Annotated in this window: 36 protein-coding genes and 1 pseudogene; 5 read left to right on the forward strand and 32 right to left on the reverse strand. The window is 67.8% G+C overall.

Annotated features, from left to right (window positions below):
• Nucleotides 1-50 precede the first annotated feature (50 nt).
• The gene (locus Q0581_RS07430) at nucleotides 51-1,046 is read right to left on the reverse strand and encodes an RluA family pseudouridine synthase (protein ID WP_298699033.1); all 996 of its coding nucleotides are present in this window, start codon (nucleotides 1,044-1,046) and stop codon (nucleotides 51-53) included.
• On the reverse strand, nucleotides 1,043-1,426 hold the full coding sequence (gene crcB, locus Q0581_RS07435; protein ID WP_298699035.1) for a fluoride efflux transporter CrcB: 384 nt from the start codon (nucleotides 1,424-1,426) through the stop codon (nucleotides 1,043-1,045). The genes Q0581_RS07430 and crcB overlap by 4 nt, the downstream gene beginning before the upstream one ends.
• 48 nt (nucleotides 1,427-1,474) lie before the next feature.
• Here crcB and Q0581_RS07440 point away from each other — a divergent pair, with 48 nt between their 5' ends.
• Together Q0581_RS07440 and Q0581_RS07445 are read left to right on the forward strand one after the other, a co-directional pair.
• Nucleotides 1,475-1,915, forward strand: coding sequence for a DUF2214 family protein (locus tag Q0581_RS07440; RefSeq protein WP_298699037.1), 441 nt, complete (start codon nucleotides 1,475-1,477; stop codon nucleotides 1,913-1,915).
• Between the two features lie 142 nt (nucleotides 1,916-2,057).
• Entirely contained in the window at nucleotides 2,058-3,284 is a 1,227-nt protein-coding gene (locus Q0581_RS07445) for a hypothetical protein (RefSeq protein ID WP_298699038.1), read from the forward strand.
• A 4-nt stretch (nucleotides 3,285-3,288) separates the two neighbouring features.
• On the opposite strand, the gene Q0581_RS07450 is transcribed toward Q0581_RS07445, so the two are convergent.
• The 5 genes from Q0581_RS07450 to Q0581_RS07470 form a co-directional block, all read right to left on the reverse strand.
• Nucleotides 3,289-3,783 carry a hypothetical protein gene (locus Q0581_RS07450; RefSeq protein WP_298699039.1) on the reverse strand — a complete coding sequence of 165 codons (495 nt, stop codon included), beginning with the start codon at nucleotides 3,781-3,783 and terminating at the stop codon, nucleotides 3,289-3,291.
• 21 nt (nucleotides 3,784-3,804) lie between these two features.
• Nucleotides 3,805-4,578 (reverse strand): RluA family pseudouridine synthase, encoded by a 774-nt coding sequence (locus tag Q0581_RS07455; RefSeq protein WP_298699041.1) that lies wholly within the window; start codon nucleotides 4,576-4,578, stop codon nucleotides 3,805-3,807.
• Nucleotides 4,579-4,613: 35 nt separating this feature from the next.
• On the reverse strand, nucleotides 4,614-5,033 hold the full coding sequence (locus Q0581_RS07460) for a hypothetical protein (protein ID WP_298699042.1): 420 nt from the start codon (nucleotides 5,031-5,033) through the stop codon (nucleotides 4,614-4,616).
• Between the two features lie 80 nt (nucleotides 5,034-5,113).
• A complete protein-coding gene (locus Q0581_RS07465) occupies nucleotides 5,114-5,551 on the reverse strand; it encodes a hypothetical protein (RefSeq protein WP_298699044.1) in 438 nt (145 codons plus the stop codon).
• A 69-nt stretch (nucleotides 5,552-5,620) separates the two neighbouring features.
• The gene (locus tag Q0581_RS07470) at nucleotides 5,621-6,940 is read right to left on the reverse strand and encodes a replication-associated recombination protein A (RefSeq protein WP_298699046.1); all 1,320 of its coding nucleotides are present in this window, start codon (nucleotides 6,938-6,940) and stop codon (nucleotides 5,621-5,623) included.
• A 68-nt stretch (nucleotides 6,941-7,008) separates the two neighbouring features.
• On the opposite strand from Q0581_RS07470, the gene Q0581_RS07475 reads away from it, so the two are divergent.
• Nucleotides 7,009-7,425 (forward strand): VOC family protein, encoded by a 417-nt coding sequence (locus Q0581_RS07475; protein WP_298699048.1) that lies wholly within the window; start codon nucleotides 7,009-7,011, stop codon nucleotides 7,423-7,425.
• Between the two features lie 7 nt (nucleotides 7,426-7,432).
• Here the strand turns inward: Q0581_RS07475 and Q0581_RS07480 are convergent, their stop codons facing one another.
• On the reverse strand, nucleotides 7,433-8,809 hold the full coding sequence (locus Q0581_RS07480) for a trypsin-like peptidase domain-containing protein (RefSeq protein WP_298699050.1): 1,377 nt from the start codon (nucleotides 8,807-8,809) through the stop codon (nucleotides 7,433-7,435).
• A 158-nt stretch (nucleotides 8,810-8,967) separates the two neighbouring features.
• On the opposite strand from Q0581_RS07480, the gene Q0581_RS07485 reads away from it, so the two are divergent.
• Complete coding sequence (locus Q0581_RS07485) at nucleotides 8,968-9,879, forward strand: ABC transporter ATP-binding protein (protein ID WP_298699052.1); 912 nt, start codon at nucleotides 8,968-8,970, stop codon at nucleotides 9,877-9,879.
• Nucleotides 9,869-10,732 (forward strand): hypothetical protein, encoded by an 864-nt coding sequence (locus Q0581_RS07490; RefSeq protein WP_298699054.1) that lies wholly within the window; start codon nucleotides 9,869-9,871, stop codon nucleotides 10,730-10,732. Before Q0581_RS07485 ends, Q0581_RS07490 begins: the two co-directional genes overlap by 11 nt.
• A gap of 9 nt (nucleotides 10,733-10,741) precedes the next feature.
• Here the strand turns inward: Q0581_RS07490 and Q0581_RS07495 are convergent, their stop codons facing one another.
• The 24 genes and pseudogenes from Q0581_RS07495 to Q0581_RS07610 form a co-directional block, all read right to left on the reverse strand.
• On the reverse strand, nucleotides 10,742-11,206 hold the full coding sequence (locus tag Q0581_RS07495; protein ID WP_298699056.1) for a GNAT family N-acetyltransferase: 465 nt from the start codon (nucleotides 11,204-11,206) through the stop codon (nucleotides 10,742-10,744).
• A gap of 93 nt (nucleotides 11,207-11,299) precedes the next feature.
• The gene (gene rplQ, locus Q0581_RS07500; RefSeq protein ID WP_298699057.1) at nucleotides 11,300-11,719 is read right to left on the reverse strand and encodes a 50S ribosomal protein L17; all 420 of its coding nucleotides are present in this window, start codon (nucleotides 11,717-11,719) and stop codon (nucleotides 11,300-11,302) included.
• Between the two features lie 116 nt (nucleotides 11,720-11,835).
• A complete protein-coding gene (locus Q0581_RS07505; protein ID WP_298699058.1) occupies nucleotides 11,836-12,855 on the reverse strand; it encodes a DNA-directed RNA polymerase subunit alpha in 1,020 nt (339 codons plus the stop codon).
• A gap of 94 nt (nucleotides 12,856-12,949) precedes the next feature.
• Entirely contained in the window at nucleotides 12,950-13,339 is a 390-nt protein-coding gene (gene rpsK / locus Q0581_RS07510; protein ID WP_298699059.1) for a 30S ribosomal protein S11, read from the reverse strand.
• 9 nt (nucleotides 13,340-13,348) lie between these two features.
• The gene (gene rpsM, locus Q0581_RS07515; protein ID WP_298699060.1) at nucleotides 13,349-13,717 is read right to left on the reverse strand and encodes a 30S ribosomal protein S13; all 369 of its coding nucleotides are present in this window, start codon (nucleotides 13,715-13,717) and stop codon (nucleotides 13,349-13,351) included.
• A gap of 161 nt (nucleotides 13,718-13,878) precedes the next feature.
• The gene (locus Q0581_RS07520; RefSeq protein ID WP_298699061.1) at nucleotides 13,879-14,991 is read right to left on the reverse strand and encodes a hypothetical protein; all 1,113 of its coding nucleotides are present in this window, start codon (nucleotides 14,989-14,991) and stop codon (nucleotides 13,879-13,881) included.
• Nucleotides 14,992-15,064: 73 nt separating this feature from the next.
• On the reverse strand, nucleotides 15,065-15,823 hold the full coding sequence (locus Q0581_RS07525) for a TonB family protein (RefSeq protein ID WP_298699063.1): 759 nt from the start codon (nucleotides 15,821-15,823) through the stop codon (nucleotides 15,065-15,067).
• 54 nt (nucleotides 15,824-15,877) lie between these two features.
• Complete coding sequence (locus Q0581_RS07530) at nucleotides 15,878-16,444, reverse strand: adenylate kinase (RefSeq protein ID WP_298699066.1); 567 nt, start codon at nucleotides 16,442-16,444, stop codon at nucleotides 15,878-15,880.
• 28 nt (nucleotides 16,445-16,472) lie between these two features.
• Nucleotides 16,473-17,846 (reverse strand): preprotein translocase subunit SecY, encoded by a 1,374-nt coding sequence (secY, locus tag Q0581_RS07535; RefSeq protein ID WP_298699068.1) that lies wholly within the window; start codon nucleotides 17,844-17,846, stop codon nucleotides 16,473-16,475.
• 269 nt (nucleotides 17,847-18,115) lie between these two features.
• Nucleotides 18,116-18,553 (reverse strand): annotated as a pseudogene (gene rplO / locus Q0581_RS07540) (50S ribosomal protein L15); the annotation flags it as partial.
• A 113-nt stretch (nucleotides 18,554-18,666) separates the two neighbouring features.
• Nucleotides 18,667-18,861, reverse strand: coding sequence for a 50S ribosomal protein L30 (gene rpmD / locus Q0581_RS07545; protein WP_298699070.1), 195 nt, complete (start codon nucleotides 18,859-18,861; stop codon nucleotides 18,667-18,669).
• 3 nt (nucleotides 18,862-18,864) lie between these two features.
• A complete protein-coding gene (gene rpsE / locus Q0581_RS07550; RefSeq protein WP_298699071.1) occupies nucleotides 18,865-19,467 on the reverse strand; it encodes a 30S ribosomal protein S5 in 603 nt (200 codons plus the stop codon).
• Between the two features lie 12 nt (nucleotides 19,468-19,479).
• On the reverse strand, nucleotides 19,480-19,836 hold the full coding sequence (rplR, locus tag Q0581_RS07555) for a 50S ribosomal protein L18 (RefSeq protein ID WP_298699073.1): 357 nt from the start codon (nucleotides 19,834-19,836) through the stop codon (nucleotides 19,480-19,482).
• 3 nt (nucleotides 19,837-19,839) lie between these two features.
• A complete protein-coding gene (gene rplF / locus Q0581_RS07560; protein ID WP_298699075.1) occupies nucleotides 19,840-20,373 on the reverse strand; it encodes a 50S ribosomal protein L6 in 534 nt (177 codons plus the stop codon).
• A 1-nt stretch (nucleotide 20,374) separates the two neighbouring features.
• Nucleotides 20,375-20,773 (reverse strand): 30S ribosomal protein S8, encoded by a 399-nt coding sequence (gene rpsH / locus Q0581_RS07565; RefSeq protein WP_298699077.1) that lies wholly within the window; start codon nucleotides 20,771-20,773, stop codon nucleotides 20,375-20,377.
• Between the two features lie 16 nt (nucleotides 20,774-20,789).
• A complete protein-coding gene (gene rpsN / locus Q0581_RS07570; RefSeq protein ID WP_292258348.1) occupies nucleotides 20,790-21,095 on the reverse strand; it encodes a 30S ribosomal protein S14 in 306 nt (101 codons plus the stop codon).
• A 19-nt stretch (nucleotides 21,096-21,114) separates the two neighbouring features.
• Entirely contained in the window at nucleotides 21,115-21,672 is a 558-nt protein-coding gene (gene rplE, locus Q0581_RS07575) for a 50S ribosomal protein L5 (RefSeq protein ID WP_298699080.1), read from the reverse strand.
• On the reverse strand, nucleotides 21,672-21,980 hold the full coding sequence (gene rplX, locus Q0581_RS07580) for a 50S ribosomal protein L24 (RefSeq protein WP_298699082.1): 309 nt from the start codon (nucleotides 21,978-21,980) through the stop codon (nucleotides 21,672-21,674). Before rplX ends, rplE begins: the two co-directional genes overlap by 1 nt.
• Before the next feature lie 2 nt (nucleotides 21,981-21,982).
• Nucleotides 21,983-22,351 (reverse strand): 50S ribosomal protein L14, encoded by a 369-nt coding sequence (gene rplN, locus Q0581_RS07585; protein WP_003164378.1) that lies wholly within the window; start codon nucleotides 22,349-22,351, stop codon nucleotides 21,983-21,985.
• A gap of 18 nt (nucleotides 22,352-22,369) precedes the next feature.
• A complete protein-coding gene (gene rpsQ, locus Q0581_RS07590) occupies nucleotides 22,370-22,612 on the reverse strand; it encodes a 30S ribosomal protein S17 (RefSeq protein WP_298699084.1) in 243 nt (80 codons plus the stop codon).
• A 12-nt stretch (nucleotides 22,613-22,624) separates the two neighbouring features.
• On the reverse strand, nucleotides 22,625-22,825 hold the full coding sequence (rpmC, locus tag Q0581_RS07595) for a 50S ribosomal protein L29 (protein ID WP_292258352.1): 201 nt from the start codon (nucleotides 22,823-22,825) through the stop codon (nucleotides 22,625-22,627).
• Entirely contained in the window at nucleotides 22,822-23,259 is a 438-nt protein-coding gene (rplP, locus tag Q0581_RS07600) for a 50S ribosomal protein L16 (RefSeq protein ID WP_298699086.1), read from the reverse strand. Before rplP ends, rpmC begins: the two co-directional genes overlap by 4 nt.
• A 3-nt stretch (nucleotides 23,260-23,262) precedes the next feature.
• Entirely contained in the window at nucleotides 23,263-24,018 is a 756-nt protein-coding gene (gene rpsC / locus Q0581_RS07605) for a 30S ribosomal protein S3 (RefSeq protein ID WP_292258354.1), read from the reverse strand.
• 1 nt (nucleotide 24,019) lies between these two features.
• Nucleotides 24,020-24,270: 50S ribosomal protein L22 (locus Q0581_RS07610; protein WP_298699088.1), on the reverse strand; the 251-nt coding region annotated here is incomplete at its 5' end.

The following is a 24,270-nucleotide window of genomic DNA, read 5'->3' on the forward strand; positions in this document are numbered from 1 at the left end:
GCTGCGCATGGTCCCCCTCCCCCGAGGGGGGAGGATTTGAGCACCGCATCTCATCGCGGCCGCCGCAGGCCGCCGAACGGCTCGACCTCCGCCTCGTCTTCGGAGAAGCCGAAATGGGCGAAACCGGCCTTCATCTCGGGGCTGATCGGCGCCTCGACCACCAGCTTGCCGCCGCCGGGGTGATCCAGCTCGATCCGCCGCGCATGCAGTTGCAGCTTCAGCAGGCCCGACAGCTGGCCAGACGCCTCGTCGCCATATTTGGGGTCGCCCAGGATCGGATGGCCGATGGCCTTCATATGCGCCCGCAACTGGTGCGTCCGGCCTGTGAAGGGACGCAGGGCCATCCAGGCGGCGCGGTGGGCGGCGCGGCTGACGGTGACATAGCCGGTCTCGGCCGGTTCGGCGCCGTGCTCTTTCGCATCGGCCGGGCGCATCATCTCGAAGTCGTTGATGCCCGACTTCTTCAGCGGCAGGTCGATGATCCCGGCCGGCGGCTTGGGGTTGCCGATCACGATGGCCCAATAGGTCTTCTTCGCCTGGCGCCGGGCGAAGGCCCCCGCCAGCCGCTTGGCCGCCTCCGGCCCCTTGCCCAGCAACAGGACACCGGAGGTGTCGCGGTCCAGGCGGTGCACCAGGCGCGGCCGCTCCAGCCCCTCGCCCCAGGCCGACAGCAGGCGGTCGACATGCTTGGTGGTCTTGGTGCCGCCCTGCACCGCCAGGCCGGCGGGCTTGTTCAGGGCGATGACCAGATCATCCTCATACAGAACCAGCGACCGGGCGAAGGCGATGTCGCGGTCGCTGAGGCCCTGTTTGTCGGCGTCGGGCCGTTCGCCCGGTTCCGGCAAGGGCGGCACGCGCACGGCGGCCCCGGCGGTCAGGCGGCCTTCGGGCTTGATGCGGACGCCGTCGACGCGGATCTGGCCGCTGCGGGCCAGTTTCTGCACCTGGATGTGCGAGACGTGAGGCCAGCGCCGCTTGAACCAGCGGTCCAGGCGGATGCCGTCCTCGGCCTCGGCGACATAAAGGGTCTGGACCTCGCGGCTCACGCCCACAGCCTCCGGGCGATCATCAGCCCCACGAACAGGGCCGCGACCGCCAGCACGACCGAAGCGGCGACATAGCCCCCCGCCATGGCCCAGTCGCGCCGCTGGATCATCAGGGCCGTCTCCAGCGAGAAGGCCGAAAAGGTGGTGAAACCGCCCAGCAGGCCCACGGCGGCGAATAGGCGAACCCCCTCCCCGCCCTGGCCGCGATGCGCCAGCCATCCGGCCAGCAGCCCCATCAGCAGCCCGCCGATCAGATTGGCCCCGAACGTCCCCCACGGCCAGGCGTGCCCCGGCGCCAGGCGGCCCGCGGCCAGCCCCAGCCCATAGCGCGCCACCGATCCCAGGGCGCCGCCTGCCGCAACGAGCAGAAATCGTGTCATGATGCGGGGCTTATACCGGTCGCGACCACAAGGCGAGAGAGCAAGACCATGCTGGATCTCATCCTGGCCATCACCCACCATCTTCTCGTGTTCGGTCTGGTCGCCATGATGATGGCGGGCCGGGTGATGTTGAGCGCGCGGCCCGTTCCGGTGATGCGTCTGGCCAGGCTGGACGCCGGGGCGGGGGCATTGTCAGGCGTGGTGCTGGCGGTCGGCCTGTCGCGTGCGATCTGGGGCGGAAAGGGCTGGGCCTTCTATGCCGAGAACCCGTTCTTCTGGGGCAAGATCGGGTGTTTCATGCTGATCGGCCTGCTGACCGTGCCGGGCACGATCGCCTTTTTGAAGTGGCGCAAGGCGGCGACGGCCGATCCGGCGTTTCAGCCCGACGCGGCGGAGGCGGCGCGACTGAGGGCGCTGACGGGCGTCCAGGCTGTGGTGCTGATCGCGCTTCTGGTGTGCGCGGCGGTCATGGCGCGGTGGCCCTTCTGACCGAAACTTCACTTGCCGGGACGCACGGTTAACGGCGATACCGGACGGGCGGCTTCGCGCCGTGAGAGAACGTCGTCGGCCCGGCGGCGGCTTCTGGCTTATGCTCCGGGCCGGGGATTCTGTTCGGGACGCCACGACCGCCATGTCGCACGACGACCACAGCCATCACGGCCACGCCGCTTCAGCCGGTTCGCACGACACGCCGCATGACACTGCGCATGACGGGGGCCACGGCGGCGCGGGTCATGACCAGCGCCTGCAAGCGGCGCCCAACGCCCCTGCGCCCGGCGGCGGCAACCACCCGGACCGCGAGGCGCCGGAACGGACGCCCGTTGGCCTGCGCGCCAATCGCACCGCCGAGGGTATTCTGCGCCCCATTCAGGACAGCGAGGTCTTCTCGACCGACCCAGCGGTGATCGAGGCGGTGTCGTCGCACATCGACCACTATTTCAACCAGCCGCTGGACATCTTCCCCTTCTGGGAAAGCGAGGGGAAACCCGACCGCTTCCACGTGCTGTTCAGCCGCCAGATCGAGGAACGCTTCCCGGTCGACACCGACCTTCGCAGCCATATCCATGACTATGGCCGCCGGGTGTTCGCCGCTCTGTGCGTGCATGTGGGGATCAAGCGGCTGTGCCAGGCGCTGGCTCTAGTCGCCTTCGCCGTCCTGGCCAGTGTGGGGCCGACCTGGTTCACCAGCTGGACCGGATCGCAGCCGATGGGCCTGGGCCTGGCGGCCGGCGCCATGGTGCTGAGCGTTGGCGTCTTCTGGGCGGTGCAGGCCATTCTGTTCATCCAGTACCGGTTCCGGCTGGAGAACGATTCCTATGAACTGTCGCGCGAGATCGTTCAGCGGACGCGCGAGCTGCAGACCCTGTTCACCCAGGCCCGCGCCATGGCCGACCAGGCCGAGACCCAGTTCCAGATGGACGGCAAGGGCTGGGGCAAGCGGTCGCATTTCCTGACCCGCCTGACCATGTGGATGGGCGCGCGCATGGAGTATCTCGAAAAGCACGTCCAGATGGAGCTGTGGCGCGTGCGGCGCGAACGCTACTGGATGCGCTGGTTCTCGCGCTTCGTGACGCCGCTGGTGTTCTTGGTCTGGCTGGGCCTGTTCGTGCTGGAGCCGATCCAGGGGCAGGAGGCGGCCTTCCGCGGCCTGCAGATTCTGGCGGTCGTGCTGGGCCTGATCGTGTCGTGGCTGTCCTATTTCCGCTGGCAGACGCCGGTGGCCGCGATCCAGGACAAGCTGGGGGTCGATGGCTGGGTGCGCTACGCCTCGCTGGACGTCGACAACGCTGTCGCCGATCAGGTGCGGCGCGACAAGGAACGGCTGGTCGAATATCGCGCCCTGACGCGCGGGCGCTGATCGGTCAGAACCGGCCGCCCAACGCCTGGCGCACCGCGCGCGCGTCATAGGCCTGGGGTCGGTCGGGCCGGTTTCCGCGCCCGGTGACGATCTCCAGCGCGGTAGAGGTCGGCTGCGGCCCCGACAGATCCAGCCCCACGCCCACGCCGACACCCGACGTGGACCAGCCGCCGTACCGGCCCGAACCCGCGCCGATTGAGACGCTGGGGCGCAGGCCGCCGGCGCTGTCGGGCCGCCCGTCGGTCCAGCGCTGGGTCACCTCGAACCAGTCGGCGCCGTTGTCCAGGGTCAGCTCGGCCGCGCGCAACAGGGCCATGTCCGCCACCGGCCCCGGCGCGCCGACGCCGTTATAGACCACGCGCCAGCGGTCACGTTCGATGCGTTGTTCCGAATAGCCCTGACCGCGTGGGCCCTGTTGCGGGCCATAGGGCGCCAGGCTGGCGCAGGCTCCTAGCGCCAGGGCGGACACGGCGAGGGCGCAAAGGGTAAGGCGTTTCATCGGCGGGCTCCTTTAGATCCTTCAGCGTTCGGAACCCGTGGAATGTTCCGCTCCGCCCAGCAGCGGGTGGTCCAGCCCCGCCGCCCGCGCCAGATCGGCGAAATCGGCCGGCAGCGGCGCCGTCACCGTGATCCGCCCGCCCTCGGGGTGCGGCAACTCCAGAGCTGCGGCATGCAGCATCAGGCGCGGCGCCGCCCTTCCGCCTAGAGTCAGGGCGCCGCCATAGCGCACATCCCCCGCCAGCGGCCGCCCGATATGGGCCATATGCACCCGCAGCTGGTGCATGCGTCCGGTGCGCGGCGACAGTTCGACCAGCGCCGCCTGATCCCCCGCCGCCAGGGTGCGATACAGGCTGACCGACGCCTGGGCGCCCGGCGCATCGGCGCCCACGACACGCATATAGCTTTCGCGGCCGATCTCTTCGCGGCGCAGGGGCGCGTCGATGGTTCCCGACGCCGGCTCGGGCGCGGCGGCGATCAGCGCCAGATAGGTCTTGTGCAGCCGCTTGGCCTGCAACGCCTTGCCCAGGAACCCCGCCGCCGGCTTGGTCTTGGCCGCCACGATGACGCCCGAGGTGTCGCGGTCCAGCCGATGCACCAGTTCGGGCCGCTTGCCGTTCGACCGGGCGAAGGCCCAGAGCAGGTCGTCCAGCGTATGCGCCTGGATGCGCCCGCCCTGGCTGGACAGGCCCGACGGCTTGTTGAAGGCGATCAGATGCGCGTCCTCATGCACCACCCACGACCGGACGGCGGCGATGTCTTCGTCGGACAGGGAAACAGGAGGGCGGCGCGTCACAGGCCGCCTTTAGCGCGAACCCCCGTGCGGGTCGATCAGCGAAGCCATCCGCGACGCCCGGCCCAGCGGGCATAGAGCGTCTGGCCGGCGCAAAGGACGATCAGGACGACGCCGAACATGACGCCTTCGGTCCCCATCACCTCGCGGCCGTTGCTGAGGAAATGGACATAGGTGCTGTCGGCCAGGATCGCGATCAGCGACGCCGCATAGGCATTAAAGGCCAGGCGTCGCCGCAGCAGCAGCAACAGCGCCCCTAGAACCCCGCACCAGATGGTCAGGCCGAACGCCACGTCGGTCCACAGCGGCGCGGCCCGCATATAGTCGGCCTGAGCCTGGGTCAGGGCGCCCCAATAGCCTTGCGACCCGGTCGTCTTCATCCACCATTGCCAGGCGCCCAGGCCATTCCAGGCCAAAGACGCCACGCCGACCAGCCACAGATGCCATGGCGTCTTCATCTGATCATCTCCCCCACGCCGAAACAGCCTCGGCCGCCTTCACCCTAACCGCGACGGCGCCCCGCGCGAAGACCCAGCCCTCAGCGCAGCACGCCGGCCTTCGACTGACGCCAGGCGTAGGCGATGAACAGCACGCAGCCCAGGCCGATGACCGCTTGCATCATCCACACCCCTTCGGGCATCAGGTCCGGGTCCGGGGCCAGCACATAGGTGTGCAGCAGCCCCGCCAGAAAGCCCGCGAACGAGGCGACGAAGGCCGGCAGCGCCAGTCGCCGCCGCAACAGCAGCAGAACCCCGCCCAGCAGCCCGCCCCAGACGCCGACCGCCCAGGCCACATGCGTCCACGCCGGCATGGCGCCGAAGGCCGCGATCTGGGCCTCGGTCATCTTCATGTTCCGCAGCCAGACCTCGCCCTGAAGCTGGGTCAGGGTGAAGTCCACGCACCCGAAGGCGTTCCACAGGATCGCCACCACGCCGACCGCCCAAAGATGCCACGGCGCCTTGCTTGTTCCGATCATCCGCCCCTCCCGACAGACATTGAAACGCCACGCTAGGCCCGGTTCCGGGCGGCTGACAATGAACAGCGATCAGTCAGCGCCCCTGTCCTCGGCCTTCAGCCGCGCCCGCAGTTCGGCCCAGTGGTCCAGCCGCGCCTTGATCTTCTCTTCGTGCCCCTGCCCCTTGGGCCGATAGAAGGACTGGCGTTCCATTTCGTCGGGGAAGAAATCGGCGCCCGAGAAGCCCAGTTCGGTGTCGGGATCGTACTGATAGCCCTTGCCGTACCCCAGTTGCTTCATCAGCTTTGTCGGCGCGTTTCGGATGTGGGCGGGGGGCATCAGACTGCCGGTTTCGGCCGCCGCGCGCTTGGCGGTCTTATAGGCCTCATAGACGCCGACGGACTTGGGCGCCGTGGCCAGATGGACCACCGCCTGGGCCAGGGCCAGTTCCCCCTCGGGGCTGCCCAGGAAGTCATAGGTGTCCTTGGCCGCATTGGCGACCAGCAGCGACAGGGGGTCCGCCTCGCCGATGTCCTCGACCGCCATTCGCACGATCCGGCGCGCCAGATACAGCGGGTCTTCGCCTCCGTTCAGCATCCGCGCCAGCCAGTAAAGGGCCGCATCCGGGTCGGACCCGCGAACAGATTTATGTAGCGCAGATATAAGGTTATAGTGTTCTTCTCGACTCTTGTCGTAAGCGGGCGCCCGCTTCTGCAACAGGCCCGCCAGGCCCTGGACGTCCAGCATCTGGCCGTCCGGCAGGGCGAACAGGGTTTCGGCCATGGTCAGAAGATAACGGCCGTCGCCATCGGCCAGGGCCAGCAGGGCGTGGCGCGCCTCGGGCGTCGTCGGCAGAGGGCGATCCAGCTGCGCCTCGGCCCGGATCAACAGTTGATCCAACGCCGCATCGTCCAGCCGCTTCAGCACGAAAACCTGGCTGCGCGACAACAGGGCGCCGTTCAGCTCGAACGACGGGTTCTCGGTCGTGGCACCGACCAGGGTGACGACCCCCTCCTCCACGAACGGCAGGAAACCGTCCTGCTGGGCGCGGTTGAAGCGGTGGATTTCGTCGACGAACAGAAGCGTGGACTGGCCGGCGGCGCGGCGCGCCCGCGCGGTCTCGAACGCCTTCTTCAGATCGGCCACGCCGGAGAAGACCGCGCTGATCTGCTGAAACTGATAGCCGGCCGCCTGGGCCAGCAGACGGGCGATGGTGGTCTTGCCCGTGCCCGGCGGCCCCCACAGGATCATCGACCCCAGACGCCCGCTGTCGATCATGCGCCGGATCGGCCCGTCCGCCCCCAGCAGATGATCCTGGCCCACCACCTGATCCAGCGCGCGCGGCCGCAGCCGGTCGGCCAGGGGGGCGTCAGGCGGGTGGATTCCAGAGGCTTCGAACAGGTCGCTCATCGCGCCCACAGATAGGCGCTATTCCCCGCTATTTCATCCGATTACTCTGGTCGAAACAGGAGACCGCCATGGCCGATCCGCACAGTGTGCCCGCCGGGGGCGTGATCCCCTATCTGACCATCCCGTCGCGGGGCGGCCAGGCGGCGGTGGAATTCTATCGCGCGGCCTTCGGCGCCGAGGAGCTGTTCCGCAACCTGGCCGAGGATGGCGAGCGGATCATGCACAGCCGCCTGATGATCAACGGCGCCCTGGTCATGCTGTCGGACGAATTTCCCGAATACGGCATGCCCGCTGATGTCCGGCCCCAGGCCGTGACCCTGCATCTTCAGGTCGATGACGCCGACGAATGGTGGGCGCGCGCCCTGGTGGCCGGCGCCGTGCCGACCATGCCGCTGGCGGACCAGTTCTGGGGCGACCGCTATGGCCGCCTGACCGACCCCTTCGGCCACAGCTGGTCGATCGGCGCGCCGGTCCGAAAGGACTGACCGCGACCTAGCGAATGGTGGTGTTCAGCAGGCGTCCGCGTCGCTGCACCGTCACGCGAGCGCCGCGCGCAAGGGATTCCGCCTGCTGGGCCGTGGTCACCGGGCGGTCGTTGATCGACACCAAGAGGTCGCCGGGCATGAAGCCGATGGCGGCGGCGTAGCTGCGCCCCTGCACCCCGGTGATGATGACGCCCGAGGCGAACGGATCACCGCCCAAGGAATCGGCCAGGGCCGGGTTCAGCACCAGCACCGAGGCCCCGGTCAGGGCGCCGTTGCGGATGACCACCGCCTTGTCGGTGTCGGCGTCGCCCGGCAGGCGCTGGGCGCGGGCGTTCAGCGTCTGAGACCGGCCGTCGCGCAGCACGGTGATCTGCACCGCGTCGCCGGGATTGCGCGAGCCGACGCGGAAATTCAGCCCGCCCTGGTCGTGGACCTCGGTCCCGTCGATGGCGGTGATGACGTCGCCTTCGCGCACGCCGGCGCGCGCCGCCGGGCCGTTGGGATAGAGATTGGTCACCACCAGGCCGCGCGGCCGTTCCAGCCCCAGGCTGGAGGCGATGTCCTGGCTGACCGTCTCGCCCTTGACCCCCAGCCAGGGGCGGACCACGGCCGTGGCCCCGCCGACGGCCGCATCGATCACCTGGCGCACCATGGAGACCGGAATGGCGAAGCCGACGCCGGACGACGAGCCGGAGCGCGAGAAGATGGCCGTATTGATGCCGATCAGATCGCCGTCCATGTCGACCAGGGCGCCGCCGGAATTGCCCGGATTGATCGCCGCGTCGGTCTGGATGAAGGAGCCGGAATCCGAAATGCCCGTCTCGGTCCGGTTCAGGGCCGAGATGATGCCGTTGGTGACCGTCTGGCCGACGCCGAACGGATTGCCGATGGCCAGGACCAGATCGCCCACCTGCTGGTCATTGCCGTCGTCCAGGTTCAGCACCGGCAGGCGCTCGCTGACGCCCTCCAGCTGCAGCACGGCGATGTCGCTGCGTTCGTCGGACAGGATCACCCGCGCCGGAAACTCGCGCCGGTCGTTCAGCGTCACGCGGATCTGCTGCATGTTCTGGATGACGTGATTGTTGGTCACCACCACGCCGGTCGGCCGCACGATGACGCCCGAGCCGATCGATCCGGTCTGGCGCTGGCCCGGAATGCCCCAGAAGGGATCGCGGTACTGCTGGACGCCCTGGGCGGCGATATTGACCACCGCCGGGGCCGCCAGGCGGACCACCGGGGCGAAACTGGCCTTCAGCCCCGCGGCGTCGCCCGGCACCTGGCGCGGCGCCTCGGCGAAACCGCCCTCCTGGGCCTTGGTGTTCGAGGGCGAACCACAGGCGGACAGGGCCAGTGCGGCGGCAAGGGCGATCGTCGAAGTCTTCATCACACGGCGCATGAAATGGTCGGGAAGCGTCACAGCGGCATTCCGCAATGGCTTTCGGGCGTCAAGATGGCGGTTCCTGACGACGGTTCAACCGGCGCCGCCCCAGGCTTGCAGAACCGTAACTTGCGGGCGGGTCAGCGCCGTTCCAACCTGCGGCCATGGAAACCGTGATCGATGTCGCCGGCCTGACCAAGACCTATGGGACCGTGCGCGCCCTGGACGGGCTGACGCTCAGTATTCCGCGCGGGGGCGTCTATGGCGTTCTGGGCCCGAACGGGGCGGGCAAGTCGACCCTGTTTCGCATCCTGCTGGGCCTGATCCGGCCCAGCGAAGGGACGGCGCGGGTTCTGGGCGGCGACATCGGCGACGTGGCCGCCATGCGGCGCATGGGTTCAATGATCGAGACGCCGCGCTTTCCGCCCTTCCTCAGCGCCCGCCAGGTGTTGCAATGGCTGGCCCAGGCGCACGGCATGGGCGGATCGGCCCAGATCGATCACTGGCTGGACCGCGTGGGCCTGGCCGAGGCGGCGGACCGGCGGGTGCGCGGCTTTTCCGTCGGCATGATGCAGCGGCTGGGCGTGGCCGCGGCCCTGATGACCCGGCCCGATCTGGTCATTCTGGACGAACCCACCAGCGGCATGGACCCGCCGGGCATCCAGGAGATGCGCGCCCTGATCCGTTCCCTGGCCGCCGACGACGGCGTGACCGTGATCCTGGCCAGCCACCAGCTGCTGGAGGTCCAGCGCGTCTGCGACCGGGTGGCGATCCTGAACAAAGGGCGGCTGGTGCGCGAGGGGACCGTCAGCGATCTGATGTCTGACGGCGAACAGCTGGTGCTGAAGGTCGGCCCGGTCGATACGGCCCTCGCAATATTGGGCGCCCGCGCCAGCCTGTCGGGCGATGGCGTGCGGGTGGCCGCCACCCGCGCCGAGGGGCCGGGCCTGATCCGCCTGCTGGTCCAGGGCGGGGTCGATATCCATGAGGCGCGCTGGGTCGGGACCGACCTGGAAGGCGTCTTCTTCACCGAAACCGGCGCGGTGCGCGCCCCGGAGGTCGATCATGCTGGCTGATGCGATCCGGGCCGAGACCTGGCGGCTGGTCCACAACCGCACCACCGTCTTCTGGAGCGCCCTGTTCCTGCCCGTCATCGGGGTGGTCATGGCCGTCATCGGCAATACGGTGATGAAGTCCGGCGCGGCCCGCATGACCGTTCAGGGCGATGTTCCGCCGCAACTGGCCCAGATGCTGACCGGCGGGCCGGTGCGGGTGATCGAAGAGATCATCAGCAGCGTCGGCGAAATGGCCAATCCAGCGGTGCTGCTGTTCATGCTGATCGGGGCGGCGGCGCTGTACTCGGGCGACTATCGCTGGGAGACTTGGCGGCTGATCAGCGCGCGCAACAGCCGCACGAACCTGATCCTGGGCAAGGTGGCGACCCTGGGTCTGCTGGCGCTGGCGGCCATGATCGCCCTGCTGGCGGGCGAGATCGCCGAAGTGTTCATCAAGGCCATGGTCCTGGAACGGCCCGTCAGCTGGGCGGTCGACGCGAACGCCGCCGGCCGGTTCGCGGCCCTGTTCGGCCTGTCCTGGCTGGCCATCATGCAGTTCACCCTGGTGGCCCTGCTGGCGGCGGTGACGACGCGGTCGCTGCTGGCGGCCATGTTCGTGCCCATCGTGGTCGGCGCGGTCCAGACCCTGTCGCCGCAGGGCCTGGCGGCCATGGGGATCGAGCCGGACGCCTGGATCGCCGTTCTGATCAATCCGGGACTGGGGTTCAGCCTGCTTCAGGCGTGGGTTTCCGGCGCATCGGGTCTGCCCGACCAGGCGGTGATGAAGGCGCTCGCCACTGTGGGCCTGTGGCTGGTCTGGCCGCTGGCGGCGGCCCTGGCCCTGTTCCAGCGGCAGGATCTGTCCAAGGAATAGGCGCGGCCGCTAAAGCCGCTTCTCCATGAAGACGTCGGCCCGGACATAAGGGCTGGGCGTCGGCGGCAGGTCGACGAAGCCGAACGACCGGTACAGCGCCCCTGCCGGCGCCAGGGTGGACGAGGTTTCCAGATAAAGGCGCGGCGCCCCCGCGGCCCGCGCCGCATCCTCGCAGGCCTGCAGCAGGACGCGCCCCAGGCCCAGGCCGCGCGCGGCCGGCGTCACGCACATCTTGGCCACCTCATAGCCGCTATCGGCCATGGCCATCAGGGCGCAGCAGCCCACGACCTGCCCGTCGCGCTCGACCATGAAGATCCGGCCGCCGGCGTCGATGATGGCGCCCTGGGGGTCGTCCACGACCTTGCGATCCTTGGCCTCGACCGCAAAGCCGCCCTCGGCCAGCCAGCCCAGGTTCAGCCGGGCCCAGTCGGCGCCGTGGCGTGGTTCAAACGGAACGATCAGGGCCTGGGTCATGCGGCGTCAGATGGGGCGGCGGCGGACAAAGAAAAAGGGCGGCCGGGGTTTCCCAGCCGCCCTTTCAAAGGCGTTTCGTATCGAACGGGCCGATCAGGCCGCGTCGTCTTCGTCGAACGACTGGACCGGACCCGAATCCAGGCCCTTGGCGTCCACATCGCGGTCCACGAACTCGATCACGGCCATGGCGGCGTTGTCGCCGTGGCGGTAGCCCGCCTTCATGATGCGGATATAGCCGCCGTTACGTTCGGCGTAACGCGGACCCAGGGTGTCGAACAGCTTGCCGACCTGGGGCACGTCGCGCACGGCGCTGATGGCCTGACGGCGAGCGTGCAGGTCGCCCTTCTTGGCCAGGGTGACCAGCTTCTCGACGAAGGGACGCAGTTCCTTCGCCTTGGGCAGGGTCGTGGTGATCTGCTCGTGCTTGATCAGCGAGGCAGCCATGTTGGCGAACATGGCCTGGCGGTGGCTGACCGTACGGCCGAGCTTGCGATAGGCGGCGCCGTGGCGCATCGGGGTCTCTCCTACTCAACCCTGGTTTCCGCGATACCGTGCGGACCTTGGGCCCTTCATTCTAACCGCTCCGCGACCCGATGTCTTGGCTTGGGGTCTTGGGCGGAGGGTTGAAACTAGATCTGGTCGTCGAACTTCTTGGCCAGGTCTTCGATGTTCTCGGGCGGCCAGTTCGGCACATCCATGCCCAGCGACAGACCCATGGAGGTCAGGACCTCCTTGATTTCGTTCAGCGACTTGCGGCCGAAGTTCGGGGTGCGCAGCATCTCGCCCTCGGTCTTCTGGATCAGGTCGCCGATGTAGACGATGTTGTCGTTCTTCAGGCAGTTGGCCGAACGGACCGACAGCTCCAGCTCGTCCACCTTCTTCAGCAGGGCCGGGTTGAACGGCAGGTCGGGCTTGCCGTCGGCGGCCTCGACAGCCTTGGTCGGCTCTTCGAAGGTGATGAAGATCTGCAGCTGGTCCTGCAGGATGCGCGAGGCGTAGGCCACGGCGTCCACCGGGGTCACGGCGCCGTTGGTTTCGACTTCCATGACCAGCTTGTCGTAGTTCAGCGACTGGCCCTGACGGGTCGGCTCGACGCGATAGGCGACTTTCTTGACCGGCGAATACAGGGCGTCGACCGCGATCAGACCGATCGGGGCGTCTTCGGGACGGTTGAACTCGGCCGCGACATAGCCCTTGCCGTTCTGGACGGTCAGTTCCATGCGGATCGAGGCGCCGTCATCCAGGGTGCAGATGACGTGATCGGGGTTCAGAACCTCGATGTCCGACGGCACGTCGATCTGGCCGGCGGTCACGGCGCCGGGGCCGGTGGCCTTCAGCGTCATGCGCTTCGGACCTTCGGCGTGCATGCGCAGGGCCAGTTGCTTGATGTTCAGCACGATGTCGACCACGTCTTCGCGCACGCCTTCCAGCGACGAGAATTCATGGACCACGCCGTCGATCTGGATGGCGGTGACGGCCGCGCCTTGCAGCGACGACAGCAGAACGCGGCGCAGGGCGTTGCCGAGCGTCACACCGAAGCCGCGCTCCAGAGGTTCGGCCACCAGACGCGCCTTGCGTTGGGCGTCGGAACCAGTCTCGATCTGCGGCTTCTCGGGACGGATCAGCTCTTGCCAGTTACGTTCGATCATAGGTGTCCCTCGAAACGGGTTTCGCCGGTCCCCCTCCCCTCGTCAGGCGAAGGCAGACCGGCGCGAAATAGGGTAGTCGACGGCGGCGGAACGCTTAGACGCGGCGGCGCTTGGGCGGACGGCAACCGTTGTGCGGCATCGGGGTGACGTCGCGAATGGTCGTGATGGTCAGGCCGACCGACTGCAGGGCGCGCAGGGCCGATTCACGGCCCGAACCCGGACCCGACACGTTGACTTCCAGCGTCTTCAGGCCGTGTTCCTGGGCCTTCTTGCCGGCGTCTTCGGCGGCCATCTGGGCGGCGTACGGGGTCGATTTGCGCGAACCCTTGAAGCCCATGTGACCGGCCGACGACCAGGAAATAGCGTTCCCCTGGGCGTCCGTGATGGTGATCATGGTGTTGTTGAACGACGCATTCACGTGGGCGACGCCCGAGGTGATGTTCTTGCGTTCGCGGCGCTTAACGCGACCCGGTTCCTTGGCCATGGCTATGTCTTACTTCTTCTTGCCGGCGATCGGCTTGGCGGGACCCTTGCGGGTGCGGGCGTTGGTGTGGGTGCGCTGGCCGCGGACCGGCAGGCCCTTGCGGTGACGCAGGCCGCGGTAGCAGGCCAGGTCCATCAGACGCTTGATGTTCATCGAGGTCTCGCGGCGCAGGTCGCCCTCGACCGTGTGGTCGCGGTCGATCGTCTCGCGGATCGACAGAACCTCGGCGTCGGTCAGCTGGTTCACGCGGCGCGCCGGTTCGATCCCGACCTTGGCCGTGATCTCCTTGGCGGCGTGAGCGCCGATGCCATGGATGTACTGAAGCGCGATTTCGACGCGCTTGTTGGTCGGGATGTTGACGCCAGCGATACGGGCCACGAAATTCTCCAGATACGCGTTTTCAGACGCAGGAAACGCTCCGGTCAACAGACCAGGAGCGTGGGCGCCCTTCGCGGAAGCGCGCCTTATACAGGGGATTCACCCGACGTCAACGCCTTGTGTCGGCGTTCCGCTCCGAGCGGGGCGTCCCCGATGGCCGATCAAGCGGCCGGCGCCCCCAGCTTGCCTTGCAGCCAGTTGCGCCAATCGGCCGTCAGAGCCTCCACGCTGGACGCCAGATTCACGCTCGCTCCCTCGGCCGCCAGCCAGGCGTCGAAGGCCACGCCTTCGCCCAACGCCAGGCCCAGTCGGCCAAACACCGCCGGATCGCCGGACCGCTCGGCCAGATAGTCGGCGAACATCCGCGCCTGGAAACCATACAGCATCGGCGCCGGCATGGACTGGGCGCCGCCCGGACCGCCTGGGCCGCCCGGGCCGCCCATCGTGATCCGCACGGGACCGCCTGCACCGCCGCCTGCCGCCGCCTGGGCGGTCATGGCCTTCACCGGATGTTCGGCCGACAGGAAGGCGGGCAGGTCCAGCAGCTTGGCCGCATCAGAGGCCGGGGCCATGCGGTGGCGTCCGGCATAGACATCGGCGAACTGGCCGCGCTTGTCGTCGGCCATCGCCTCGGTTTCCATCAGCAGACCGGCGATCTCATCCATCCAGTCCGGGCCGGGCGAGGCGTGGCGGCTGGCGGGATCGGGCGCCGCGTCGGGCCAGAAGGCGCGCGCATACCAGGCGCCGCCCAACAGGCGCGGTATGGTCCCGGCCTCGTTCGCGGCCATGGCTTCGGGCGTGTGGCGTTCGCGCATGCGGGCCAGCACCCCCTCCATGGCCGACGCGGTCTGTTCCGCCGACAGGCCGTTCATGGCGCCCATTTCCTCGAAACGGGTGCGAAGGGCGCCGACCTCGGCGTTGATCTGGGCCTGGCGCAGACGCCAGGGCGTCAGGACGGTGAAACCAGCGGCGCGCAGGGCCTCGGCCCGATCCTCGCGGCCCGTGGCGCCGGTTTCGGACACGACATAGCGCGGCGGCGCGACACCGAAGCGCGCCTGGAACTCGGTCTCGCCGCGCTGGGCGAACCCCAAAAGCTCGGCCGCACGATCCTGGGTGAAGGCCAGGGCGACCCCATTGTCGGATTCCACGCACGGACGACCGGGCGCGGCGGCGCGGGCCGCGTCGCACAGGGGACCGGCCTGGGCCGCCGAGGCGGCGCCCGCGCTGAAAGCCAGGGTCAGGAACAGGGCGGTGCGACGAACGGTCGGTGTCATGGGCGTCCTCATAGCAGTTCAGGCCATCAAGCGCGTCGATCTTGCCACCGTATTTCAGCCCTGAAACATGACCTCAGCCGCCGGGAACGCCACGCCCGAACGGAACGCCCACCACGACTTCCGCATCCGCGACGGGACGGCCGCGGACGGTCCTGGGCCGAAAGCGGAACGCCCTTTCCGCCACCGCAACCGCCGCCGCACCGAATCCGTGGCCCGCCGGCGTTTCGCGCAGCACGCGGCAATCCTCCAGCCTCTGGTCCAGACGCACCCGGCAACTGACGCTGGCCTGACCATCCAGGCGGGCGGCGCGGGCGGCGGGCGGATAGTGGGCCACGATCTCGCGCAGGTCGGGACCGCGCACGAAGACCGGCCGGCCGCCCGGCCCCGCGCCCGAGCCCGCGCCGTCTCCATGTCCCGTTCCCGTGCCGGTCCCTTCGCCGCCCTGCCCCATATCCGGCGTCTCAGAGGCGTCGGACGCCATGCCGATCACCAGGGGCTGTTCCGGCGCTGGCGTCGGCGGGGCGGCGACCTCGGCCGGAATGTCGGGCGCGACCGCCGGCCGAACGACGGACGGCGCGGCCGGACGTCCGCCGCCCGGCGTCTGTTCGATCTCACGCTCTTGCGGCGGAGGCTCGGCCTCTGGCGGCGGGATCCTGACCGGCGGCGGCGCCAGGATCAGGTTCAGGATGGGCGGCGCCGAGGGTGTCGGAACGGATGGCGGGGCCTGCCCCACCCACCAGGCCAGCACCCCATGCCCGGCCACGGCCACGGCGGCGAAGCCGGCCGTGCGCAGACGGCGACGTCTGACCTGTTCGGTCCTGTCCGGGTTCAAGAGACGCGCTCCGCCGGGTTACGACGGAGTCTAACGCCTCAGACGGCGATACGCTCAGTCCGCCGTCAGGGCGGCGTCGATACCGGCGGTGACGGCCTCGATCGCGCCCATGCCGTCGACCTCGGTCAGCTTGCCCTGTTGGTCATAGTAGGGAAGCAGCGGCGCGGTCTGGCGGTTATAGACGGCCAGGCGGTCCTTGAAGGTCTCGGGATTGTCGTCGGGACGGCCCTGTTCGGCGAACCGCTTGGCGATGCGCTCGGTCAGAGCGGCGTCATCGACCTTCAGCCGGATCACGGCGTCGATCCGGGCGCCGCGCTTGGCCAGCATGGCGTCCAGGGCCTCGGCCTGAGCCACGGTGCGGGGAAAGCCGTCGAAGATGGCGCCGCCGGCGGCCTCGGCTTCCGGCAGGCGGGCCTCGATCAGGGCGATGACGATCTCGTCGGTCACCAGGTCGCCGCGCGCCAGCACGTCCTTGACCTTCAGGCCCAGCTCCGAGCCCGAGGCGATGGCGGCGCGCAGCATGTCGCCGGTCGACAGCTGGACCATGCCACGCTGTTCCACCAGCCGCTTGGCCTGGGTGCCCTTGCCCGCCGCCGGCGGTCCGAACAGGATCAGGTTCACGCCCCGCCCCTCCCTAACGATCTGACGATCAGCGACGAACCGGCGCAGCCCCGCGGCCGCGACCGCGCAGCTTGGCCTTCTTGATCAGCCCCTCGTACTGGTGCGCCAGCAGGTGGGACTGAATCTGGGCCACCGTGTCCATGGTCACCGACACCACGATCAGCAGCGAGGTGCCGCCGAAGTAGCCGATGCTGGGCATCTCGGCGATCAGGAACTCGGGCAGCAGGCAGACGGCGGTGATATAGGCCGCGCCGATCACCGTCAGGCGGGTCAGCACATAGTCCAGATATTCCGCCGTGCGCTTGCCCGGACGGATGCCCGGCAGGAAGCCGCCGTATTTGCGCAGGTTCTCGGCCGTGTCCTCGGGATTGAAGGTGATCGAGGTGTAGAAGAAGCAGAAGAAGATGATCAGGACGGCGTACAGCACCGTGAACAGCGGCTGGCCGTGCTGAAGCTGGGCCGTCACGGTCGGCAGCCAGCTCATCCATTCCGGCAGATTGGCGTTGGCCGTGAACTGGGCCACCGTGGCCGGCAGCATCAGCAGCGACGAGGCGAAGATCGCCGGAATGACGCCGGCGGTGTTGACCTTCAGCGGCAGGAACGAACGCTCCCCGCCCGCCATGCGGTTGCCTTCCTGGCGCTTGGGATACTGGATCAGCAGGCGGCGCTGGGCGCGCTCCATGAAGACGATGAAAGCCACGACGGCGATCGCCATGATGGTCACGAACAGCAGCACGAAGGCCGAGATCTGGCCCTGCTGGGCCAGGCCAAGCATGCGCGCCACCGTGCCGGGCAGAACCGCCACGATGCCGGCGAAGATGATCAGCGAGATGCCGTTGCCGACGCCGCGCGCCGTCACCTGCTCACCCAGCCACATCAGGAACATGGTGCCGCCCGTCAGGGTGACCACGGTCGAGATGATGAAGAAGACGCCGGGGCTGTCGACCATGCCCTGGCTGGCGTTCAGGCCGACGGCGATGCCGAACGACTGGGCCAGCGCCAGGAACACCGTCAGATAGCGGGTGTACTGGTTCAGCTGCTTGCGGCCGCTTTCGCCGCCTTCCTTGCGCAGCTTCTCCCACGGCGGATAGACCGCGCCCATCAGCTGCACGATGATCGAGGCCGAGATGTACGGCATCACGTTCAGCGCGAAGACGGCCATCCGCTCGACCGCGCCGCCCGAGAACATGTTGAACATGTCCAGGATGCCGCGCTGGCCGTCCGGGTTCTGGAAGAACTGCAGGAAGGCTTCGGAGTTGATGCCCGGGATCGGCACATAGGTGCCGATGCGATAGACGATCAGCGCCCCCAGGGTGAACAGCAGGCGTTTGTGCAGCTCGGTCGCCCTGGCGAACGAGCCGATGTTCATATTGGCTGCGAGTTGTTCGGCGGCCGAAGCCATGTGCGTCACCCCGACTGATCAGAACGCGGCGCATCGGACCGGAAGTCGGCGCCTGCGTCCAGATAGGCGAAGGGCGGCCTGTCAGCCAGACCGCCCCGCTTGCTTTTTTACTTGCCGGCCTTGGCGGCCGTGCGCTTGGCGCGGGCCGAGACCTTGTTGGCGTCGCCCTTGGGGGCCTTGGCGGCCGGAGCCTTGCCTTTGGCGGCGTTGCGCTTTTCGACGCGCGCGGCGGCGGCGGCCTCAGCGGCGATGCGCTGTTGCGTCACCGAACCGCCGGCGGCTTCGATCGCCTTGACCGCGCCGGCCGAGGCCGACCAGACGACCAGGTTCAGCTTGGATTTCAGTTCGCCGGTGCCCAGGATGCGGACGCCGTCCTTGACGCGACGGATCACGCCGGCGGCCACCAGGGCCTCGCCGTTGATCTCGCCCTTGATGTCCAGCTTCTTGGCGTCGATGGCGTCCTGCAGACGCCACAGGTTCACCTCGGCCAGCTTCAGGGCGTTGGGGTTGTTGAAGCCGCGCTTGGGCATGCGCATGTACAGCGGCATCTGGCCGCCTTCGAAGCCGCCGATGGCGACGCCCGAACGGGACTTCTGGCCCTTGACGCCGCGGCCCGAGGTCTTGCCCTTGCCCGAACCGGGGCCACGGCCGACGCGCATGCGCTTCTTGTGGGCGCCTTCGTTGTCGCGAATTTCGTTCAGTTTCATGTGCCTGATCCTTTCGGGTGCTAGCGCCCGGCCGTGAAGGCCAGACTCGGCTGTGTAAAAATGAAGGGCCGCCTATAGGCGGCCCCTCGAATAATCGCAAGGTGCGAAGGGTCTTACTTCTCGACCACTTCGACCATGTGCGCGACCTTGGCGATCATGCCGCGGACGGACGGGGTGTCCTCCAGGGTCGCCTCGCGGCCGACGCGGTTCAGGCCCAGGCCCGCCAGGGTGGCGCGCTGGTCCTTGGTGCGGCGGATCGGGCTGCCGGTCTGGCGCACGGTGACGGTCGCGGTGTCTTTTTTGGCCATGACTTAGGACTCCACGGCTTCGGGCGACGAAGCGCCGTCGTTGCGGCGGCCCATCAGGTCCGAGACCTTCTTGCCGCGCTTGGAGGCGATCTGACGCGGCGACGACTGGACCTTCAGAGCTTCGAAGGTCGCGCGCACCATGTTGTAGGGGTTCGACGAACCGGTCGACTTGCCGACAACGTCCTGGACGCCCAGGGTTTCCAGCACGGCGCGCATCGGACCGCCGGCGATGACGCCGGTGCCCGGAGGGGCGGCACGCATCATGATCTTGCCGGCGCCCCAACGGCCGTTGCCGTCGTGGTGCAGGGTGCGGTTCTCGCGCAGCGGAACCTTGATCATGGTCTTCTTGGCTTCTTCGGTCGCCTTGCGGATGGCTTCCGGCACTTCGCGCGCCTTGCCGTGACCGAAGCCGACGCGGCCCTTGCCGTCGCCGACGACCATCAGGGCCGCGAACGAGAACCGGCGGCCGCCTTTGACGGTCGCGGCGACGCGGTTGATGTGCACCAGCTTCTCGACGATGTCCGATTCCGGACCTTCGACGGGGGGAGCGTTGCGGTTGTCGCGACGGTTACGATCGCCGCCGCCGCGTTGGGGTTGTTGCGCCATCTGTCGCGTCCCTTAGAAGTTCAGGCCGGCTTCACGCGCGGCTTCCGCCAGCGCCTTCACCCGTCCGTGAAAGATGTAGCCGCCGCGGTCGAAGACGACGTCCTTGACGCCCTTCTCGATGGCGCGTTCGGCGATCAGCTTGCCGATCTTGGCGGCGGCCGCGACGTCCGAGCCCTTCGAGCCCTTGCCGCCTTCCAGCGACGAGGCCGAAGCGACGGTGACGCCCTGGGCGTCGTCGATGATCTGGGCCGAGATGTTCTTGTCCGAACGGGTCACCGACAGACGCAGACGGCCGTTGGCCACGGCCTTCAGGCGGCGACGGTTGCGCTCGGCGCGACGCTTGGCTTGTTGTTGCAGAGAAAGAGCCATGGCTTACTTCTTCTTGCCTTCCTTGCGACGCACGGTTTCGCCGGCGTAGCGGATGCCCTTGCCCTTGTACGGCTCGGGCGGACGCAGCTTGCGGATGACGGCGGCGATCTGGCCGACGGCCTGCTTGTCAGAACCGGAGATCTTGATCTCGGTCTGCTTGGGCGTGGCGAAGGTCACGCCGGTCGGCGGCGCGATGTCGACGTCGTGCGAAAAGCCCAGTTGCAGCGACAGGGCGTTGCCCTTCATCGCGGCGCGGTAACCCACGCCCACCAGTTCCAGCGTCTGCTCGAAGCCGGTGGTGACGCCGGTCACCATGTTGGCGACCAGGGTGCGCGACAGGCCCCACATGGCGCGGGCGCGGGCGGTGTCCGAACGCGGGGCCAGCGACAGCTCGTCGCCGTCCTGCTTGACCTCGACTTCGTCGGCCACGGTCCAGGCGTGCTCGCCCTTGGGACCCTTGACGGTGACGGTCTGGCCGTTGAGCGTGACGGTCACGCCCTTCGGCACGGCGATGGTTTTCTTGCCGATACGAGACATATCAGTAGACCCGGCAGAGGACTTCGCCGCCGACATTGGCGTCGCGGGCGGCGGTGTCGGACATGACGCCCTTGGACGTCGACAGGATCGAGATGCCCAGGCCGTTCTTGATCGGCTTCAGATCGCTGATGGCCGAATAGACACGGCGACCGGGCTTCGACACGCGGCTGATCTCGGCGATCACCGGCTTGCCGTCGAAATACTTCAGCTCGATCGAGAACTGCGGGAACTCGCCCGGGTTCTGAACCAGGCTGTAGCCGCGGATGTAGCCTTCGTCCTGCAGCACGTCCAGGACGCGCTGGCGCAGGCGCGAGGCCGGGGTCAGCACCGTCGAACGCTGGCGCATGGCGGCGTTCTTGATGCGGGCGATCATATCGCTGAGGGGATCGTTGATCATCATGACTTTATGCCTCCCCTTACCAGCTCGACTTCGTCAGGCCGGGGATCTGGCCCAGGTTGCCCAGTTCGCGCAGGGCGATCCGGCTCATCTTGAGCTTGCGATAATAGGCGCGCGGGCGGCCGGTGACGTCGCAGCGGTTGCGGATGCGCGTCGGGGCCGAGTTGCGCGGCAGGGCGGCCAGCTTCAGGCGCGCGTCGAAGCGCTCCTCCAGCGGCAGGCTCTCGTCGTTGGCGATGGCCTTCAGCGCGGCGCGCTTCTCGGCGTATTTCGCGACCAGGGCCTTGACCTTGTCGTTGCGATTGATGGCGGACTTCTTAGCCATTGTGCTCTTCCCTTCCCGCTCAGTTCACGAACGGGAACTTGAACTCGGCGAGAAGGGCCTTGGCCTCCTCGTCGGTCTTGGCCGTGGTGCAGACGACAATGTCCATGCCCCACATCTGATCGATCTGGTCGTAGTTGATCTCGGGGAACACGATGTGTTCCTTCAGGCCGGTGGCGTAGTTGCCGCGGCCGTCGAACGAGGTGCCCTTCAGGCCCCGGAAGTCCTTCACCCGCGGCAGGGCGATGGTGATGAACCGGTCCAGGAACTCGTACATCTGGTCGCCGCGCAGGGTGACCTTGCCGCCGATGACCATGCCTTCACGCAGCTTGAAGCCGGCGATCGAGTTGCGGGCCTTGGTCGGCACGGCTTTCTGGCCGGCGATCTTGGTCAGGTCCGCCAGGGCGGCGTTGGCCTTCTTGGAGTCGGCCACGGCCTCGCCCACGCCCATGTTCAGGACAATCTTGTCCAGCTTGGGCACCTGCATCTCGTTGGTGTAGCCGAACTTTTCCTTCATCACGCCGCGGATGCGGGCCTGATATTCGGATTTCAGCCGGGGGGTGTATTTCTCGGTAGCCATCAGATGACGTCTCCCGTCGTCTTGGCGAAGCGGACCTTCTTGTCGCCTTCGGTCTTGAAGCCGACGCGGGTCGCTTTGCCGTTGGCGTCAGCGATCGCGACGTTCGAGACGTGGATCGACGCTTCCTTGTTCTTGATGCCGCCCTGGGGGTCGGCCTGAGTCGGGCGGGTGTGACGCTGCACCATGTTGATGCCGGTCACGACGACGCGGTTCTCGGACGGCAGCACCTTGGCCACCTGGCCGGTACGGCCCTTGTCCTTGCCGGTCAGGACGACGACGTTGTCGCCCTTTTTGATCTTGGCGGCCATGGTTACAGGACCTCCGGAGCCAGAGAGATGATCTTCATGTGGTTCTTGGCGCGCAGCTCGCGCGGAACCGGGCCGAAGATACGGGTGCCGACCGGCTCGTTCTGCTTGTTGACGATGACGGCCGCCGACTTGTCGAAACGGATGACAGAGCCGTCCTTGCGCTGGATGTCCTTGGCGGTGCGCACGACGATGGCGCGAACGACGTCGCCCTTCTTCACGCGGCCGCGCGGAATGGCTTCCTTCACCGAGGCGACGATGGTGTCGCCGATCGAGGCGTAGCGGCGCTTGGAGCCGCCCAGCACCTTGATGCACATGACCCGGCGGGCGCCCGAATTGTCGGCCACTTCCAGGTTAGTTTGCATCTGGATCATTGTATCAGATCCTTCCGATTACGAGGCCGAGGCGGGGGAAAGGACTTCCCAACGCTTCAGCTTGGACTTGGGGGCGCACTCGACGATGCGGGCCACGTCGCCGATCTTCAGCGCGTTGGCCTCGTCGTGAGCGTGGTACTTCTTGGACAGACGCACGGTCTTCTTCAGAACCGGGTGCAGCAGGGTGCGCTCGACCTTGACGACGACAGTCTTGTCGCCCTTGTCGGAGACGACCACGCCTTCGAGAATTCGCTTGGGCATATTCGGGTCTCCTTAGGCCGACGCGCGCTGCTTCTCGCGCAGCAGCGACGAGATGCGGGCGATGTCCTTGCGCACTTCCGAAACGCGATGGGTCTTCTCCATCTGGCCGGTGGCGGCCTGGAAGCGCAGGTTGAACTGTTCCTTTTTCAGGGACAGCAGCTGGTCGCCCAGCTGATCGGTCGTCATGGACCGCAGATCGGCGATCTTGGTCATGCCGCTTGCTCCGTGATGATGCCGGCGTCGATACGGGTCACGACCTTGGTGCGGACCGGCAGCTTGGCGGCGCCCAGGCGCAGCGCCTCGCGGGCGATGTCGTCCGGCACGCCGTCGATTTCGAACAGGATCCGGCCGGGGGCGCAGCGCGCGGCCCAGTGATCCACCGCGCCCTTGCCCTTGCCCATGCGGACTTCGGCCGGCTTGCCGGTGACCGGCAGGTCGGGGAACACGCGGATCCAGACGCGGCCCTGACGCTTCATCTGGCGGGTGATCGCGCGGCGGGCCGCCTCGATCTGACGCGCGGTGATGCGTTCCGGCTCCAGCGTCTTCAGGCCATACGAGCCGAAGTTCAGCGAGAAGCCGCCCTTCGCCGAGCCGTGAATGCGGCCCTTGAAGGCCTTGCGGTATTTGGTCTTCTTCGGTTGCAACATGACTTAGTTCTCACGTCCCCGGTCACGACGCGGACCGCGGTCGCCGCGGGGGCCGCCGCGCTCACGGCCTTCGTTCGACGACGGGCCAGAGGCTTCCTGGGCCCAACGCTTGTCCTGAGCCATCGGATCGTGCTCCAGGACTTCGCCTTTGAAGACCCAGACCTTGATGCCGATGATGCCGTAGGTCGTCTTGGCTTCGTAGAAGCCATAGTCGATGTCGGCGCGCAGGGTGTGCAGCGGCACGCGGCCTTCGCGGTACCATTCCATACGGGCGATTTCAGCGCCGCCCAGGCGACCCGACACATTGATCCGAACGCCCTTGGCGCCCAGACGCATGGCCGACTGCATGGCGCGCTTCATGGCCCGGCGGAAGGCGATCCGGCGTTCCAGCTGCTGGGCGATGCCCTCGGCGATCAGCTGGGCGTCAGTTTCCGGCTTGCGGACTTCGACGATGTTCAGGTGAACCTCGCCTTCGGTCTGGGCCGAGATGTCCTTGCGCAGCTTCTCGATGTCGGCGCCCTTCTTGCCGATCACAACACCCGGGCGGGCGGCGTAGATCGTCACGCGGCACTTCTTGTGCGGACGCTCGATGATGATGCGCGACACGCCGGCGCCCGACAGGCGCTCTTTCAGCCAGGTGCGCAGCTTCAGGTCCTGGTGCAGCAGACGGGCGTAGTCGGCCCCGCCGGCGTACCAGCGGCTGTCCCAGGTGCGGTTCACGCCGAGGCGGAAACCGATCGGATTGATCTTCTGACCCATATCAGGCGGCCTCGCCGGCTTCACGGACCACGATGGTGATCTCGCTGAACGGTTTCAGGATGCGCGACGAGCGGCCACGAGCGCGGCTCGCGAAACGCTTCATCACCAGGTTCTTGCCCACGAAGGCCTCAGCCACGACCAGGGAGTCGATGTCGAGGTTGTGGTTGTTCTCGGCGTTCGACACGGCCGAATACAGCGCCTTGCGCACGTCGATGGCGATACGCTTGCGGCTGAATTCCAGCTCGTTCAGCG

It is taken from the genome of uncultured Brevundimonas sp., assembly GCF_937863155.1.
Taxonomy (GTDB): domain Bacteria; phylum Pseudomonadota; class Alphaproteobacteria; order Caulobacterales; family Caulobacteraceae; genus Brevundimonas.

Coding starts and splice junctions, on each gene's coding strand:
- crcB (WP_298699035.1), bottom strand. CDS start 1,426: ATGACACGATTTCTGCTCGTTGCGGCAGGCGGCGCCCTGGGATCGGTG.
- Q0581_RS07440 (WP_298699037.1), top strand. CDS start 1,475: ATGCTGGATCTCATCCTGGCCATCACCCACCATCTTCTCGTGTTCGGT.
- Q0581_RS07445 (WP_298699038.1), top strand. CDS start 2,058: ATGTCGCACGACGACCACAGCCATCACGGCCACGCCGCTTCAGCCGGT.
- Q0581_RS07450 (WP_298699039.1), bottom strand. CDS start 3,783: ATGAAACGCCTTACCCTTTGCGCCCTCGCCGTGTCCGCCCTGGCGCTA.
- Q0581_RS07460 (WP_298699042.1), bottom strand. CDS start 5,033: ATGAAGACGCCATGGCATCTGTGGCTGGTCGGCGTGGCGTCTTTGGCC.
- Q0581_RS07465 (WP_298699044.1), bottom strand. CDS start 5,551: ATGATCGGAACAAGCAAGGCGCCGTGGCATCTTTGGGCGGTCGGCGTG.
- Q0581_RS07470 (WP_298699046.1), bottom strand. CDS start 6,940: ATGAGCGACCTGTTCGAAGCCTCTGGAATCCACCCGCCTGACGCCCCC.
- Q0581_RS07475 (WP_298699048.1), top strand. CDS start 7,009: ATGGCCGATCCGCACAGTGTGCCCGCCGGGGGCGTGATCCCCTATCTG.
- Q0581_RS07480 (WP_298699050.1), bottom strand. CDS start 8,809: ATGAAGACTTCGACGATCGCCCTTGCCGCCGCACTGGCCCTGTCCGCC.
- Q0581_RS07485 (WP_298699052.1), top strand. CDS start 8,968: ATGGAAACCGTGATCGATGTCGCCGGCCTGACCAAGACCTATGGGACC.
- Q0581_RS07490 (WP_298699054.1), top strand. CDS start 9,869: ATGCTGGCTGATGCGATCCGGGCCGAGACCTGGCGGCTGGTCCACAAC.
- Q0581_RS07495 (WP_298699056.1), bottom strand. CDS start 11,206: ATGACCCAGGCCCTGATCGTTCCGTTTGAACCACGCCACGGCGCCGAC.
- rplQ (WP_298699057.1), bottom strand. CDS start 11,719: ATGCGCCACGGCGCCGCCTATCGCAAGCTCGGCCGTACGGTCAGCCAC.
- Q0581_RS07505 (WP_298699058.1), bottom strand. CDS start 12,855: ATGATCGAACGTAACTGGCAAGAGCTGATCCGTCCCGAGAAGCCGCAG.
- rpsK (WP_298699059.1), bottom strand. CDS start 13,339: ATGGCCAAGGAACCGGGTCGCGTTAAGCGCCGCGAACGCAAGAACATC.
- Q0581_RS07520 (WP_298699061.1), bottom strand. CDS start 14,991: ATGACACCGACCGTTCGTCGCACCGCCCTGTTCCTGACCCTGGCTTTC.
- secY (WP_298699068.1), bottom strand. CDS start 17,846: ATGGCTTCGGCCGCCGAACAACTCGCAGCCAATATGAACATCGGCTCG.
- rpmD (WP_298699070.1), bottom strand. CDS start 18,861: ATGGCCAAAAAAGACACCGCGACCGTCACCGTGCGCCAGACCGGCAGC.
- rpsE (WP_298699071.1), bottom strand. CDS start 19,467: ATGGCGCAACAACCCCAACGCGGCGGCGGCGATCGTAACCGTCGCGAC.
- rplR (WP_298699073.1), bottom strand. CDS start 19,836: ATGGCTCTTTCTCTGCAACAACAAGCCAAGCGTCGCGCCGAGCGCAAC.
- rplF (WP_298699075.1), bottom strand. CDS start 20,373: ATGTCTCGTATCGGCAAGAAAACCATCGCCGTGCCGAAGGGCGTGACC.
- rpsH (WP_298699077.1), bottom strand. CDS start 20,773: ATGATGATCAACGATCCCCTCAGCGATATGATCGCCCGCATCAAGAAC.
- rpsN (WP_292258348.1), bottom strand. CDS start 21,095: ATGGCTAAGAAGTCCGCCATCAATCGCAACGACAAGGTCAAGGCCCTG.
- rplE (WP_298699080.1), bottom strand. CDS start 21,672: ATGGCTACCGAGAAATACACCCCCCGGCTGAAATCCGAATATCAGGCC.
- rplX (WP_298699082.1), bottom strand. CDS start 21,980: ATGGCCGCCAAGATCAAAAAGGGCGACAACGTCGTCGTCCTGACCGGC.
- rplN (WP_003164378.1), bottom strand. CDS start 22,351: ATGATCCAGATGCAAACTAACCTGGAAGTGGCCGACAATTCGGGCGCC.
- rpsQ (WP_298699084.1), bottom strand. CDS start 22,612: ATGCCCAAGCGAATTCTCGAAGGCGTGGTCGTCTCCGACAAGGGCGAC.
- rpmC (WP_292258352.1), bottom strand. CDS start 22,825: ATGACCAAGATCGCCGATCTGCGGTCCATGACGACCGATCAGCTGGGC.
- rplP (WP_298699086.1), bottom strand. CDS start 23,259: ATGTTGCAACCGAAGAAGACCAAATACCGCAAGGCCTTCAAGGGCCGC.
- rpsC (WP_292258354.1), bottom strand. CDS start 24,018: ATGGGTCAGAAGATCAATCCGATCGGTTTCCGCCTCGGCGTGAACCGC.